13 protein-coding genes are annotated in these 15,957 nt (G+C 40.6%); 9 read left to right on the top strand and 4 right to left on the bottom strand.

Annotated elements, in window-relative coordinates; genetic code table 11:
* The first annotated feature begins 80 nt into the window (after window positions 1-80).
* From FKV42_RS05320 to FKV42_RS05305, 4 genes are all read left to right on the top strand, one after another.
* Window positions 81-629, top strand: coding sequence for an FKBP-type peptidyl-prolyl cis-trans isomerase (locus tag FKV42_RS05320; protein ID WP_230375505.1), 549 nt, complete (start codon window positions 81-83; stop codon window positions 627-629).
* Window positions 630-641: 12 nt separating this feature from the next.
* The gene (locus tag FKV42_RS05315; protein ID WP_154809206.1) at window positions 642-1,022 is read left to right on the top strand and encodes a hypothetical protein; all 381 of its coding nucleotides are present in this window, start codon (window positions 642-644) and stop codon (window positions 1,020-1,022) included.
* Window positions 1,023-1,092: 70 nt separating this feature from the next.
* Entirely contained in the window at window positions 1,093-2,244 is a 1,152-nt protein-coding gene (locus FKV42_RS05310; RefSeq protein WP_154809205.1) for a nucleotidyltransferase family protein, read from the top strand.
* 80 nt (window positions 2,245-2,324) lie between these two features.
* Entirely contained in the window at window positions 2,325-3,353 is a 1,029-nt protein-coding gene (locus FKV42_RS05305; protein WP_154809204.1) for a lysylphosphatidylglycerol synthase transmembrane domain-containing protein, read from the top strand.
* A 3-nt stretch (window positions 3,354-3,356) separates the two neighbouring features.
* On the opposite strand, the gene FKV42_RS05300 is transcribed toward FKV42_RS05305, so the two are convergent.
* Entirely contained in the window at window positions 3,357-5,033 is a 1,677-nt protein-coding gene (locus FKV42_RS05300; protein WP_154809203.1) for a radical SAM protein, read from the bottom strand.
* A gap of 712 nt (window positions 5,034-5,745) precedes the next feature.
* Here FKV42_RS05300 and ilvD point away from each other — a divergent pair.
* Both ilvD and FKV42_RS05290 read left to right on the top strand, forming a co-directional pair.
* A complete protein-coding gene (ilvD, locus tag FKV42_RS05295) occupies window positions 5,746-7,407 on the top strand; it encodes a dihydroxy-acid dehydratase (RefSeq protein WP_154809202.1) in 1,662 nt (553 codons plus the stop codon).
* Between the two features lie 107 nt (window positions 7,408-7,514).
* Window positions 7,515-7,691 carry an orotate phosphoribosyltransferase gene (locus FKV42_RS05290; RefSeq protein ID WP_154809201.1) on the top strand — a complete coding sequence of 59 codons (177 nt, stop codon included), beginning with the start codon at window positions 7,515-7,517 and terminating at the stop codon, window positions 7,689-7,691.
* 24 nt (window positions 7,692-7,715) lie between these two features.
* Here the strand turns inward: FKV42_RS05290 and FKV42_RS05285 are convergent, their stop codons facing one another.
* The 3 genes from FKV42_RS05285 to mtxX all read right to left on the bottom strand — a co-directional run bounded on the left by FKV42_RS05285 (window position 7,716) and on the right by mtxX (window position 11,286).
* Entirely contained in the window at window positions 7,716-9,344 is a 1,629-nt protein-coding gene (locus FKV42_RS05285; RefSeq protein WP_154809200.1) for a hypothetical protein, read from the bottom strand.
* 222 nt (window positions 9,345-9,566) lie between these two features.
* On the bottom strand, window positions 9,567-10,340 hold the full coding sequence (locus tag FKV42_RS05280; protein WP_154809199.1) for a thymidylate synthase: 774 nt from the start codon (window positions 10,338-10,340) through the stop codon (window positions 9,567-9,569).
* 91 nt (window positions 10,341-10,431) lie between these two features.
* Window positions 10,432-11,286 carry a methanogenesis marker protein Mmp4/MtxX gene (gene mtxX / locus FKV42_RS05275; RefSeq protein ID WP_154809198.1) on the bottom strand — a complete coding sequence of 285 codons (855 nt, stop codon included), beginning with the start codon at window positions 11,284-11,286 and terminating at the stop codon, window positions 10,432-10,434.
* 88 nt (window positions 11,287-11,374) lie between these two features.
* On the opposite strand from mtxX, the gene FKV42_RS05270 reads away from it, so the two are divergent.
* The 3 genes from FKV42_RS05270 (at window position 11,375) to FKV42_RS05260 (ending at window position 15,957) form a co-directional block, all read left to right on the top strand.
* A complete protein-coding gene (locus FKV42_RS05270; RefSeq protein WP_154809197.1) occupies window positions 11,375-12,883 on the top strand; it encodes a replication factor C large subunit in 1,509 nt (502 codons plus the stop codon).
* 800 nt (window positions 12,884-13,683) lie between these two features.
* Window positions 13,684-13,917, top strand: coding sequence for an Lrp/AsnC ligand binding domain-containing protein (locus tag FKV42_RS05265; protein WP_154809196.1), 234 nt, complete (start codon window positions 13,684-13,686; stop codon window positions 13,915-13,917).
* 177 nt (window positions 13,918-14,094) lie between these two features.
* On the top strand, window positions 14,095-15,957 hold the full coding sequence (locus tag FKV42_RS05260) for a DNA topoisomerase VI subunit B (RefSeq protein WP_154809475.1): 1,863 nt from the start codon (window positions 14,095-14,097) through the stop codon (window positions 15,955-15,957).

Genomic DNA, 15,957 nt, shown 5'->3' with positions numbered 1-15,957 from the left:
CATAAAAATAATTCTTGATGTGGGTTGTGAGGTCTGCTTCTTGTATTATGAAATTTATTAATTGATTAGATGGTGATTATGTGAAGAAAATAATCCTTTTTTTACTTTTGATATGTATGCTACTGGCAAGTGGTTGTACGGATTCTGGCAATTCAGAAAATTCCCGGGTAGTTCAGATCGGTGATAATGTTTCTGTGAATTACACAGGTATGCTTGAAGATGGAACTGTTTTTGATACCTCAAAAGCAGATGTTGCTGAAGAAAATGGAATTTATAATTCTCGCAGGGACTACAGTCCTATTTACTTTATAGTAGGTGCCGGTCAGATGATCGATGGTTTTGATAATGCTGTCATTGACATGAAAGTTGGTGAAAATAAGACTGTCACTATCCCGCCAGAAGAAGCTTACGGTGAAGTGCAGGATGCACGCATTATCTCATATAAGATTGAAGACTTTGAAGCTGCAAATATTACACCTGTTATTGGGGAATCAATACCAGGTTATTCTTGTGTTATTACAGATGTCAATGAAACCAATGTAACAGTTGACTTTAACCATCGACTTGCTGGCAAGAGTCTTACATTTGAGGTTGAAATTGTTTCTATAAATAATCCTGAAAATGCCTGATAGGTCATATATATGGAAAAAGAAGAAAAGATCGTAGTGATCATACTATGCATGGCTCTTTTTTCTTTAGCCATCGCATACACTTTCTTTTATTCTGATAATTCAGAAAGTAGTACTATGTCTTATAGTTCCTCTTCAGTTCCGGGTGATGAAGTAGAACTCGAAGGTGATATTCTTACAAAAGGCTTCACTTATTCAGGCGATCACCTTTTGATGGACGTGGATTATGGTTCCGGTGTAGTTAAAGTGTTTGTGCCATCAGGCAGCGGGTCAAAAGATGTTGATTCGATGGTAAAAGTAAACGACCGGGTGCTTATATTTGGAATGGTATCTGAATATGAGGGTGAGCTTGAGATTGTGGTGGATAATAGCGGTGACGTAACAGTTCTTTGATTGGTGCTACTTTCTCTTTAGTTTCATAATCCGCTAGACATATAAGTAAAAAATGCCCTCCTACTTAAATATGAAAGCCTGTATTATGTGTGGTGGAGAGGGGACCAGGCTTCGTCCCTTAACATTTGCTCGTCCAAAACCAAGCATTCCTATTCTTAACAAACCATCAGTCGTGCATTTGATAGAGCACCTTTCCAAGGAAGGTTTCAATGATATTGTAATCACTCTTGGATATATGGCTGAAAAGATTGAGGAGCAGTTAGGTGATGGGAGGATATTCGGGGTTCATATAGACTATGTTTATGAGGATAAAAAACTGGGAACTGCCGGAGGCGTTAAGAATGCAGAGGAATATCTTCGTGATAGTCCTTTCATAATTCTTGGTGGAGATCACGTACTCAACCTGAATCTAAGGGAAATGTACAGATTCCATGAAATGACGGATGCACTTGTCACAATCGGGCTTTTATCCATCGACGATCCTCGTGAGTTCGGTATTGCGGATATGGATGTGAACAACCGTATAAGGCGCTTCCTCGAAAAACCAGGTCCGGGTGAAATATTCAGTAACCTTGCAAGTACGGGTATTTACGTATGCGATCCCGAGATATTTGACTGGATTCCGGAAGGCAAGCAATATGATTTTGCAAAGGACCTATTCCCGGATATTCTTGCTAAAAAAAGGAAGATAAACGGTATTCTTGCCAGAGGCAGATGGACTGATGTTGGAAGTCCGCAAGCTTACAGGCAGGCACAGAGGTGGATGCTGGAATCACTTCCTGGTACTACAATAGAAGGTCATTTCAAGACACTGGACGCTCGTATAAAAGGTCCTGTTTCACTCGGGCACAATGTGACTGTAGGTTCCAATTCTGCAATTGTGGGGCCTATTGTTATCGGTGGAAATACGACCATTGGTGATAATGTCCTTATCGGACCATATACTGCGATAGGTTCGAATTGCATTATTGGCAACGATACTCGGATATTATCATCTTATATGTTCAATAACGTATCAATAGGCCGGAATTCTAATGTGTCCGGTTCTATATTAGATAACGGTACTATTGTGGGTGATAATTGCAGTCTTGAAAATGGTACTGTGATAGGTCCGGAAGTCAAAATCGAAAACGATGTTACGGTTCATTCTAATGTAAGGATATGGCCGAAAATATCTATTTCTGCAGGATCAAAAGTCAAAGAAGACATGCTTGGTGAGTAAGTCTCACGAGGTTTTAGGCAATGTATTTTAGTGTATGTAATAAGTTTCATACATAATACTTTTATTTGCAGGTTGGGGTTATGAATAAGATTGAAAAATGGATTCTCATATCATTGTTAATAAGCCTTGTATCAGGTTTGGTAGTTGTTGCCTTTACTTTTGATTCTGATACTTTATCAGCACTCCTGCAAATAAAACCCGATTACATACTTGCAGCTGCCTGTATTCATGCTTTAAGTTATATTGTATGGGGTATGCGCACACGTTCACTTTGCAGGGCATTGGGTTTTGATGTTAGTTACACAAAAGCTTGTGAAATAGTAACATCCAGCACCCTTGCCGCATCAATAACACCTTCCTCTTTAGGCGGTGAACCCTTGAGAATTCATCTCCTTCATGAAGAAAATATTCCTCTTGGACGAGCAACAGCCGTTGTTCTGGGGGAGCGGATTCTTGATGGGATATTAATTCTGGCTTTGGCACCAGTTTCCATTTACATAATACGAGGTGTCCTAAAAGATTCTGTTTTCGATGTTATGTTCATCTTTGCAGAGCTGGGGCTGGTGTTCATACTTATTCTTACATTGTATGCAGTCTGGAAACCAGGTCCTGCTAAAAGTGTAGTTTATTTTGTTGTAAAAAGACTCGCTCCATTTCTTGGAAAGAAAACAGATGCTGCATTGGAAAAGATTATGGTAAGGGTGGACTCAGAGCTTGAGCATTTCCATGACAGCATTTCAATATTGCTTAATGAAGGTCGTCGCGGGCTTGCTTTTGGAATACTTCATACAGTGGTTTTCTGGTTTGTTGACTTTTCGATGTTATATGTAATTGTGCTTGGCCTGAACCAACATCCAGACCCACTTATTGTTTTTGCATCACAGGTGATAGTTATGGTTCTGCTTGTTATACCTGCAACTCCCGGCGCAAGTGGTGTCGCTGAATTTGCAGGAACCACTGCATTTTCTCTCTTCATTCCTTCATCATTACTTGGAATTGTAATTATTGCCTGGAGGGCCTTCACTTTCTACATGAATATCTTTGTGGGCGGCTTTGTCAGTTTCAAGATTGTGAAGGATGCGGATTTTATCAAGAACTTCCTGAAATGAGCTTTAAAAGCTGATGTATGGGAGTATTTCTTTTTTTCCTGTCCTTTGGGCAAAATCATCTGCATCTTTAAAAGGCAACTCTTTATTGATGATCGTGGCCTGCTTTTTTCCGATTCCGAGGATTTCCTGTATAAGCGATATAGGGGCGGTGTTGATATTCAGTGGATATGGAATTCCAGTAATGGATCGATGACCATGCCTTGTTACTGTGACATCAATGTATTCTCCAGATTTCTGGTTTGCAGGAATTCCTACAAGAAGTGGGTATGATCCCATCTGCCTGCCGAAGCAAATCCTTTCACTGTTTATCTCGCACATCACATCTTTTAGCACAGTGCCTGCAGGGATTATCTTTTTGAGCATTGGCAAATCGATTTCTTTCCTGATCATTTCCTTATATTTCAGGAATATCTGCTTGTGTTTTCTTACAAGCTCATCGTTGCCGTACATGCGTGTACCTGGAAATGCCATCACCTGACGTATATTTATCCTTCGAAGTAACAGGTCTTCGTCGAGCACTTTTTTGAGGAACTCAAAGTTTAGTTCAAATGTCTTTTTGGATTCTCCTATTAGTCCGTGGACAATATTGATGCCCGGAAGGATCTCAGGCATTCCGTTAGTTCCCCGGATTCTTCCAACTTCATTTATGATCTTAATAGCTTCAAATATCTCATCAGGCATTGCTTTAAGGCCGTTTGCTCTGACTACTTCAGGATCAGCGCTTTCCATTCCAAGAGCAGCTACGTCTCCTGATGTGTGGTATTTGACAATAGTTTTGAAAATTTCTCTGCTAAGTTCAGGATAGGTTGCAATTGTTCCTGGATTTGCATTGTCCATGTGAAGAACTTTAAGATCCGGTGCAACATTTCTGATTCCCTTATACAGGGAAAGTATGGCCTGCGGGTCAGGTTCGGGTATTTCTCCTCCCTTGTCCTTTGCATGATAGCTTAATATGTCGGGCTGTCTCCCAATCCTGAAAAACCTCGCACCATGTTTGTAGAGTTCGGATATTTCAGATATAACATCTTTAACAGGCCTGTAATCTGAGCTTCCATATGATGGTTCCGTGCAGAATGAACAGTGCTGTTTACGTCCACAACCTCTGTAGGTTTCGATCTCGCACATCACGTTTGGATAATCAGGGTGTTTTTTGATAATGAAACTACCTTTTGTACTCCATCTTCCTATCTCTTTAACAGACCTGAATCTATGATTGTAACCGTCAGGTGATTGTGCGTTATCTCCGGTAATATCAAAAACTAAAGCCTCAATGTCTTTTCTGGAAATGCAGACTTCGGTGTTAGTTATAATGTCACATTCAGCTTGTTTCCCGCCTTCCAGGGAGAAGCCAAGTCTGATGGGTCCTCCCAGTACCTTTATTCCACTGGTGGCACTGAATATACTCTCTATCTCGCCTATATTGATGGGTGTTGAACGCAGGTATTTGCCTGGAACGGTCATACCTGCAAGAACTACTACTATGTCTGCTCTCTTTATGAGTATAGGTGCTTCTGTGATGTCTTTACGCAGATGGTCGATTGTAAAATAGGATATATTCTCTTCCTGAAATCCTTTCTCTCTTAAAGCACCTGCTATGTACCTAATGTAGGGTGATATATAGGGTGGCACTCCAAAACATGCCGGCTCATCCACATATCCGTCAATTATTACTGCTCTCATGCTCTTCTTCTTGTTTTTTGCTATTAGTTTTATATTTAATTTTCAATTATAATATATGTTTTTAAAAACATACAATATTGTATGTATATCCAATCTCATTCATCTTGTTATACTTATTTTGTACTACATATTTTGTTTATGCGCCTTTTGATATCGTTTTTGGATTAATGTGCATGTGTGGTTTATCAATGTTCAATATGGTTGTATATAAGGTATTTATGGATATTTAATCAGACGGTCAGTATATAAATAACGATACGATTAACTTATAAAATCCCTCGTTTGTTGTTGAATTGGTTTGATTGTGTAATGTTGCGCTGGTGGCAATTAATGCATGGGATTATCGATAATATCTAGTTATTTGCGTGATGGTTAATTTTGCATTCATTTGCTGTTTATATGCTGAATTCTTCGACTATATTACTTCACACGCGTATTATTATGTCATATCTTAACAATTCATGCGTGTATGACTGGTCTTGGTGTTAGGGGGTGGTTCCTACTTTGTATGTAGCGTAACATTCTTCCTGTGTATGTAAAAATATGATTGTTGTGTTCTTCGGGTATTAATAAAAAAGGCAGTAAGCATTTGTTATTGAATTTGAAGTAACATATTCCATTTTTTTGGCTGGCACATACTTCTTATATATTCCTTTTTCTATTACCTATATGTTGTAAGCGTGCTGTAAATGCACCATACGAGGTTTTTCCAATGAGAAGTGACAAGACAAAGAAAGGACTCGAACGTGCGCCTCATCGTTCTCTTTTGAAGGCAACCGGTGTAACAGACTCTGAAATGAAAAAGCCGTTCATTGCAGTTGTAAACTCAAGGAATGAGCTTATTCCTGGTCACATTCACCTTGATAAAATTGCAGAGGCTGTAAAAGCAGGTATCAGAAGTGCCGGCGGTGTTCCATTTGAATTCCATACAATTGGTATCTGTGACGGAATTGCCATGGGTCATGAAGGAATGAAATATTCTCTTCCAAGTCGTGAAGCAATCGAAGATTCAATTGAACTTGTCCTTCAGGGTCACCAGCTTGATGGTATGGTTATGATTACCGCATGTGATAAGATCACTCCTGGTCATCTCATGGCAGCAGGAAGCCTTGACATTCCGGCTATTGTAGTAACAGGCGGTCCAATGATTCCTGGTTATTTTGATGATGAGCCAAGGGACCTCATTTCTGTATTTGAAGGAGTCGGAGAATGCCAGTCTGAAAAAGTATCTGATGAAAAGCTGAAACTTCTTGAGGATTGCTCATGCAGTGGTGCCGGTTCATGTGCCGGAATGTATACTGCAAACACCATGGCATGTATGACAGAAGCACTTGGTCTCAGTCTCCCTGGATGCGGCACTGCCCATGCTGTAGATGCAAAGAAAATAAGACTCGCTAAAGAATCGGGTGAACGTATTGTTTCCATGGTTAATGAAGATCTTACTCCACGTAGCATTGTCACACTGAAATCATTTGAGAATGCCATAATGGTCGATATGGCAATTGGTGGTAGTACAAACACCACTCTTCACCTTCCTGCAATTGCCCATGCTTTCGGACTTGAACTCAGCCTTGACGTGTTTGACAGGCTCAGCAGAAGCACTCCTCATCTCATCTCTCTCAAACCAGGTGGGGAAAATTATATGCTTGACTTTGAGAGGGCAGGCGGTGTCCATGCAATTATGTCCCGCCTCCAGTCCAGTCTCAATCTTGATGAAAAAACAGTTAATGGTAAGACTGTAGGCGAGAACCTTGCTGATCTGATTATTATAAATCCAAAACTCAATGCTAGGATCGTAGGTACAATGGAATCTCCAATACATGAGGAAGGTGGAATTGCCGTACTGAAAGGAAGTCTTGCACCTGATGGATCAGTTGTCAAACAGGCAGCAGTTGATCCAAAGATGCTAAAGCACAGTGGTCCTGCAAGGGTATTTGATAGTGAAGAAGATGCAATGGCTGCGATTCTTGGCAAGAAGATTGTTGCCGGTGATGTTGTGGTTATACGCTACGAAGGTCCAAAAGGAGGTCCTGGTATGCGTGAAATGCTCTCTCCAACATCTGCTATTGCAGGTATGGGGCTTATCGACAAGGTTGCTCTTGTTACAGATGGTCGTTTCTCCGGTGGAACCAGGGGCCCATGTATAGGTCACATCTCTCCTGAAGCACAGGAAGGTGGTCCAATTGGTCTTGTAAAAGAAGGCGATATAATTGAGATCGATATTCCTGCAAGAAAGCTTGACCTGAAAGTTTCTGAGGAAGAGCTTGCAGAACGCAGGAAAACCTTTGTCCCAGTGGAAAAGAAAGTTACTGGTTATCTTGCAAGATACAGGAAATTTGTTAGTTCCGCAAACAAGGGAGCTATTATAGAATAATCTTCTTTGAAATGAAGTGCATTTTTAGAGCAGGCCTTTAAGGCCTGTATTCTCTTTTTTATATATGACCGATGGTTTTTTTATTTAGAATTGCGTGAATATTCTTAATGAAAAGAGTGGGTATTTGCGCTATATGCGGTTCGGTATCCAATCTGAACACATGTAGTCTATGCGGCAGGCTTGTTTGCGGTAGTTGTTTTGACCATTCTCGTAATGTTTGCAAACAATGCTCATCTGGAATTATCCTTTCTGAAATGTCTTCAGAAAGGTCAGGACTTATCTGATATATCAATCAGGCGTCACTATTTTTATTTTAACCTGTGAAGTTGTTCAACGCCATTTTCCTGCTTGAGTATGAGTATCTGTCTTGCAACCAGTTCCTGTATTTTCTTTTCAATATCTTCCTGGCTGAACTGGCGTGACACAAGGCTTTTGATAATCTCTTTTTTAACTTTAGCTCCACGTGGCATGTACATTAAAATATTAGTTTCAAGTTTGTCAGGTTTTGTTCCGGTTCCCTGATTAGTATCATCTTGCACACCTGGTGCTTGCATCTGGGGTGCAGTACTCTGCATTTCCGGCATCGTTTCTGTTCCCATATTAAATGGTGGCATGGCTTGTCCCGTAGCAGGAGGAATATCGGGTGCTTTCATTTCCGGCATCGCAAATTCTGCATCATTTGCAGGTGGTAATGGTGCTGTTTCTGGCATTTGCAGTTCTGGCATTGCAAATGCAGTCTGTGCCCTCTCTTGTTCTGGTGGTTTAAACTCCGGCATCTGGAATTCTGTTTGTGCCATTTCCTGTTCCGGTGGTTTGAACTCTGGCATCTGGAATTCCTGTTGTGTCATCTCTTGTTCCGGTGGTTTGAACTCCGGCATCTGGAACTCCTGTTGTGTCATTTCTTGTTCCGGTGGTTTGAACTCCGGCATCTGGAACTCCTGTTGTGTCATTTCTTGTTCCGGTGGTTTAAACTCCGGCATCTGGAACTCCTGTTGTGGTATTTCCTGCTCCGGTGGTTTGAATTCCGGCATCTGTATACCAGGCTGCATTGTTTCTTGTTCCGAAGGCATGAATGAGGGCATTTCTGGTTCATTGAAATGACTGATTTCTTCTTCAGTCTCCTTATGAATCTTTTCTGCAACCAGTTCAGAGAGTTTGTGTTCCTGCGGTATTTCAGTAGTTGCTGCACTTTGCAGTTCGGTTTCCGGTAATGAATGACTAAAAACGACTTCTTTATTTTCTACCTGCACTGTCATTTCATCTGGTATGATTTGTTCTTCCATGATGACAGTTTCCATTGATGTGGGTTCCTGTGCAGTGGTTTCAACGGGTGGCACAGTTTCAGCAGCTTCCTGAGTATTTATGGGTACATTTAGTTCAGGAATTTGTTTTTCAATATTTCCAAAATCTTCAGTTTTGACGGTTTCAATTTCAAGATCATTGATGGCAGTTTCATGCACCTCTTCCATGGTGATGCCTGTATCCGCCTCGACTGGTACTTGTATGTCCGGATGGTCTGCGTCATTGTTTTCAGTTATATTAGGGGTGCTAATATTCTCAGTTGGGATTTGCAGGACAGGTGCTGCGGTTTCATGACTGTCCATATTCTGTGCAAGATCTTCATGTAATGCCGGAATTTGTTCAGGAGTTTCCTGTAAAACAGGGTCAAATGATTCCTGCATCAAAGGTTCATTCTCATATGCAGGACTCATTCCTGCAAGTTTGCTTTCCATTTCTTCAAGGCGTTTGGATATTGTATTAACATCATTTTTAAGAATGCTGAAACCTTCGCTCCAGGGGATTACTTCTTCAGAAGGGAAATTATCCACTGCATCAAGTTCTCTTTCTATAAGCTTTCTGATGAACAGGCTTTTATTTTCAATTACATCCAGTTTGTCAAAAAGCTCATCGGACATGCTGATAGTAAGTCTTTTCATGGTATCTTTCTCTTTGAATGTCTGTTTGGTGGAATCACATTAATGTATGCATAAATCATACATATATAATTATCGAATTTATATTTTAAAACATATGATTGTTGCTTATTGTGTATGATTGCAAAATAAAAAAGTAGCAAAAGAAGTTATGCACTAGTTGGATGAAATCTTGCAAAAAAAGAAGCTCGTAAACAATATATTAAAAAGAATGTAAATGTAAGATTACATAGATTTCTTACATTCCGGGCAAGCCTTGCCTTTAGTAGTTTGAATGAATGAATGTTTTGGCGTTATGCATTTGCATAGCGGACATAATTCACTTGTCTTGAATATCTTTTCCACTGCCTGCAAATCAGTGTCGTAGATATGTGTGTCCCATCCGGTTGCGATAAGTGATTCGATCTCATAATTCAGGTCATGTTCCTTGAATACTTTCTTGAATCCTTCAACAATAGCCGGGATGTTTGCAGGGAATCCGCCGAATGCGTCCCATGATCTGTAAAGCAGGTATATTCTTACCTGTGTATCATTTAATTGTTCCAGCTTGTAGGCAATCCAGCAAGGCTGGTCTTCAAATTTGGGGATGTGTACTTCATTTTCCCAGAGCACGCCTACATGCCTTCTTGATCCTGGGCGCAGGTTGCTTACATTTGCGTTCACACTGTCGTATGCTGCCTGTCCGTACCTGAACAACTGCTTGGCATAACAATAGTCGAATTTCCTTTTATCGTCATCTTCAAGGGAATTGTACCAGTCTGCGTATTCTTCAGTAAGTTCTTCCTTATATTTGGCTATAAGATTCTCTCCAAAGGGTACGGCAGGACTAACCTGGTTGTTGTTCACATCCTCAATATGTATGGTGGCATGAACTCTTTTTGTCATAGTCTTATAGTCTGGCTTATGCTCCTCTCCCTTCTCGTAGATCTCATGTATCAATTGAGACCAGGCAGAAGCAATTGTTTTTGCTTTTATCAGTACAGCTTCCATATCGTTCATTCCCTATGAATATTTAATTGCACAATACTATTCCCATGATAAAATAAATCTTATAATTTAGATTGTATACATCCGGTATAAAAAATTATTGTTACTGTTTTTCAGTACTTGTCTCTTGCTTTCCAACCAGTGCGCTGGCAAGCATTATTGCCTTGTTATAGTGACCTCCGACCCTGGATGTGTCCACAAATACATAATCATCCATAAGTATCGGCGCTCCATATCCATAACCTCCTCCCAGAAATACAAGTGTCCTGAATATCAGGTTTCCTGAAATTCCATCCGGGGCGAGGATGAAATTTGCTTCCTTTATTGCATCTTCTATGAGGATTGTATAATGCTTTGCATCAATTCCCTGTTCTCTTATCCTGTTTACAATGAAGTCCCCTTCGGCAAGCGTCTGGTCAACACGGCTGTTACGTCCCAAGTCCCCAAGTCGTCCACCAGATAGAATTCCAACAACCGGTTCAATGTTAAATCGTCTTATGTATTCAACGCCAAGCTTGATGAATTCAATCTTGTCGGCCAGTTCATTTCCTTCATCAATTCCAACAGGTGCTATGAAAAAAGGTGTTCCTTCATTAGTCTGCAATAATGCAATCCTGTGAAGGTTTTCCTGGTTCAGCATCTTCTTGAGGTGTGATAATGTTTGAGAGGCTCCTGCTGTTCCTCTGACTGCCGCATCCACATATCTGGACTTTAGCAAGTCTCCCAGAGTTCTTTCAGGATCGTTCGTTCCAATTATCTCAAGATCTGTACCTATCTCTTCAATTTCTTGTTTGTTGCCTACCAGCATCACATGTGCATATCCTGCAACATGTGCATCCCTTGCACTCTTTAGTATCTTGGGACTTGGGCTGCGTACCCCTATGGCAACTCTTGCCCTGTTCTGTAATGCCCTTTTTTCTATAAGGCCCAGGAGATTTTCTGTACTGTTTGATCCCATGGATGATACCTCTACCATCAATAATATCAATCAGAACAACAAAAGTGGTGCAAACATTAATTACTTTTCCTGAATATTGGGTAATATCATGACTGTGCAGATGGAATGGGCAGAGAAGTACAGGCCAGTCTCACTTAGCGATGTGGTTGGCCACAAGAAAGTGATAGATGATCTCAGGAATTGGGGTGAACAATGGGAATTTGGTACTCCTGAAAAAAGGGCAGTAGTATTGCACGGTCAGGCAGGTATTGGTAAAACTTCATCTGCACATGCTCTTGCCAGAGATATGAATTGGGAGGTCATCGAGCTTAATGCAAGTGACCAGAGGACTGCAGGTGTTATTGAAAAGATTGCAGGGTCAGCTTCTACGATGAAAACCCTCACTGGTACATCTGATAAGAGACTCATAATTCTTGATGAGGCTGATAATCTCCACGGAAACAGTGACCGTGGTGGTGCACGTGCCATAGTTGATGTTATCAAGAAAGCCAGTCAGCCTATTGTTCTGATAGCCAACGATATTTACGGACTTTCATCTACTGTACGTTCTTTATGTCTGGAACTTAAATTTGGCTCGGTACAATCTCGCTCTATGGTTCCGGCACTCAAGAAAATAGCAGCACAGGAAGATGTTATGTGCGGCGTGGGTGTGATTGAGAAGATTGCAGAATCTGCTGATGGTGATTTCAGAAGTGCTGTAAATGACCTCCAGGCAATTGCAATGGGGCGTACTGAGATCAATATCGAGGATATTTCCACTTCTGAACGTGATAATAAGGAATCCATATTCAAGGTAGTTGGGAGGATATTCAAGGGCAAGGATGTTTCATCTGCCCTAGAAGCTACCTATAACCTTGATGAAACACCAGAGGATCTGATTCACTGGGTTGATGAAAATCTTCCATATCAGTATACTGGCAAAGGTGAGGAGGCTTTGACTCCTGATATTATTGCCGGGTATTCCTATCTTTCCCGCTCTGACCGTTTTCTTGGACGTGTGCGCAGGCGCCAGAACTATCGCATGTGGCGTTACGCAGGCATGCTTATGACTGGTGGTACGGTAGTTTCTAAATCCAGAGTGCGGGGAGGTTTTGTAAAATATCAGCCACCATCTCTGTGGCGTAAGATGGGGCAGATGCGTTCAAGGCGCAATATGAGAAACAATATTGCTGTAAAGATTGGTTCACATTGTAATGAATCAATGCGATATTCTCGTCTTGAGGTGGCAGGTATGTATTCCCGCCTGATTCAGGAAGATGAATATGCTGCTGATGTTGTGGCTGTTCTTGGACTGGATATGGATGAAATGCTTCATATGGTGGGAGCAAAGAAGGTCACAAAAAAGCTTCAGGCGGTGTATGATGATGCACAGAAAAAACGTCAGGTATTCATTCCGGCAGATGAGCCTGCATTTTTTGTTGAAAAGGCTGCACCAAAGAAGGATCCTTCTCAACTTAGTTTTGATAGCCTGCCAGCTTCAAATAATGCCACATTAGATTCAGCTTTTGGAAAGGGCTTTCCGAATAAGGATGAAGGGGCAACACCTGCTAAAAAGGAAGTTGCAGCAAAACCACAAAAAACATTATTTGATTTCTGATATTGTTCTGGGTTAATACTTCAGTGTTGCTTTGTATTTTGTCAAAAAACCAGTGGCCAGATAGCTTACAACATAGTATGTGTAATCTGTTATATATGGTGGAATATATATTATGCGCTATTTATGTTATTATGTTTGCTATATATGCTATATTTTAATTTATAATTATCAGATTGTAATTTTTTGTGTGTAATGTTGCCTGGTTTTGTTTATCTGCTTCTTTTTATTTTGTTTTCTTGTTCCAAAGCTTTTGGATTCTATCTGTTCCCATTAATTAAATGATTGTTTCGCAACTTTTGTCTTCAAATGAATGGATGTATACGTGGAATATAATCATATGTTTTTATTTTGATTGTTGTATTGTTTAGTGTGAATTGTGTAGCATAATAGAAAAAAGTGGCCTGTTATTTTTATTGAGCAAATGTATGATTCAGTATGTTTCATCATACGTGCAATAAAATCATAACTTCTGGTGTCTATAGTTATAGACTTATATATGAAAAACAGCTTAAGCTATCTGTTTCTTTGATATTGTATGTAAGAAAAATGGAGTGGAGTATGAGCGGGTTGGGGAGTGGGGGTTATTGTCAAAAAGAGGATAACCCGCTCATCAACACTTAGTATGATATTCTTCGTATATAAAGATTGCCATTATACTCATCATCATAATGAGGTGTTCATCTGAACTATGGCGGTTGACTACGAAAATGATCCAGCAAGATTTCCTGCTTATTTGAGCCTCAAATGAATTATTGAAAACTTCTATATACTTTGTATCCTACTTCTGTCTAAGTGATACAATGGTGATCGGCGTAACTATGGTAAACGTGCTGCCTGGTAGTGAAAGGTCAGCTTTTAACGAACTCAACAGAATAGAAGGTATAAAGGACATCTATCATGTTTTTGGAGAATATGACTTTGTTGTGATTATTGAGGTTGATGACCTTGGGCATCTCAACAGCATAGTCGACCTTATACGTGAAACAGAATCAGTCACTGCGACCCAGACAATTGTGGGTGCAGAGTTGAAATAGATTTCATTTCTTTTTTAATTTAGAATACGGTCAACGTAAGTAGTATAAACTGCTTAAAAAATGGAATCATGGAAAAGATATAATCCGTGATTCTAAAAAAAACATTTTTATATATTCCCGGTTATTGTTTTCTGGTCACAAGGGATAGTGGCAATAACGGACGAGGAAGATACTTTTATGGATAATCCAATTGCAGAAGAACTTGCCAAAAACCAGAAATCAATAAGCGTTGCAGAGTTCTTTGAAAAGAACAGGCAAATACTGGGATTTGATTCAGCCCCGCGCAGTCTAATAACAACGGTCAAGGAAGCAGTGGATAACTCTCTTGATGCATGTGAGGAATCAGAGATTCTCCCAGATATATTCCTTCACATAGAACGCTCGGGAAAAGACAACGTAATTATCATCGTGGAAGACAACGGACCTGGTATTATCAAGGAACAGATTCCAAAGGTCTTTGCAAAACTCCTTTACGGTTCAAGGTTCCACGCTCTAAAACAAAGCCGTGGTCAGCAGGGTATAGGTATATCCGCATCGGTACTTTATTCTCAACTGACATCCGGTCATCACACAAAGATCATATCCAAAATAGGTCATGGAAAACCTGCTCATTATTACGAGCTGATGATAAACACCAGCACCAATGATCCAGAGATTCTCAAGGATGATGTGGTGGATTGGGACAGGCCGCATGGTACACGTATTGAAATGGAAATGGAAGCTTCCTATGTCAAAGGAAGACGTCAGTCTATCTATGAGTACCTGAAAGCCACCGCAATCGTAAATCCTCATGCAAGAATCACTCTTATCGAACCAGATGGGAATCAGGAAACCTTTGAAAGAGCAACAGACAAACTTCCTGTTCCGGCAAAAGAGATTCTTCCGCACCCTCATGGAATTGAACTGGGTACTCTCATGAAAATGCTGAGGTACACTGAAAGACAGAAGCTTTCTCCATTCCTGCGTTATTCATTTTCAAAGATCGGCCACCTTGCCGCAGAAGAGATATGCAAGGCTTCCGGTCTTGATCCAGATCTGGATCCTCATGAGATGACCAGGGATCAGTCTCGTAAGTTACTGGATGCGTTCTCAAAAGTAAAAATAATGGCTCCTCCTACAGATTGTCTCTCTCCCATTGGTGAGGATCTTATTTATAAAGGACTTGAGAAAGAATTCAGTGTTGATTTTATCGCTACCACTACCAGGAATGCATCAGTATTCTCGGGCAATCCTTTCATTGTTGAAGTTGGTATCGCCTATGGCGGTGAACTCCAGAAAGATGATCGTGTGGATATCATGCGTTTTGCCAACAGGGTTCCACTCCTGTATCAGCAGGGTGGATGTGTTATCACTCATGCCGTTGAGTCTGTCAAGTGGAAACAATATGGACTGAGCCAGCCCGGTGGAGGACTCCCCACAGGTCCTGTGGTTATCCTGGTTCACGTAGCATCAACCAATGTGCCGTTCACATCCGAATCAAAGGATGCAGTGGCAGAGATTCCTGAAATCAGGGATGAGGTAGAGCTTGCCATCAAAGAAGTAGCCAGAAAGATGAACCGGTATCTTAACAAACGTAACGATCTTAAAAAGAGGCGTGAAAAAGAGGTTATAATCACAAAGGTACTTCCAAAATTGGCCAGCAAGCTTGCTGAAACTCTTGAACGTGATGTTCCTGACATAAATCCTGTTGTTGCAAAAGTAATGGGTAATCTTCTGGTTGACAGGATAGTAGAAACTGATGGCAATGGTGGTGCTAAGATCTCCATCAGGGCCAAGAACTATACAAGTAAAAAGCAGAATTTCAATGTGCATGATATGGTTCCTTTTAATATTGAAAATGCAGTGCCAGAGCCTACGGTCATAAACATGGGTAATGATTTTGATTATATATGGAAACTCAGTGTTTCTCCGGGAGCCTCTAAAGTTCTCAGTTACTCTGTAGCAACACTTAGCGAGGCAGAGATTGCGAAATTACCTACTTTAATAGTAGAGGGTCTTGATGAAGAACTTGTTACCGGTGCAAAAGCTATCAGGGGGTAA

Origin of the sequence: Methanolobus vulcani, from assembly GCF_006546655.1 — an archaeon.
GTDB lineage: Archaea > Halobacteriota > Methanosarcinia > Methanosarcinales > Methanosarcinaceae > Methanolobus > Methanolobus vulcani_A.
This window is presented reverse-complemented; position numbering and strand designations above follow the sequence as displayed.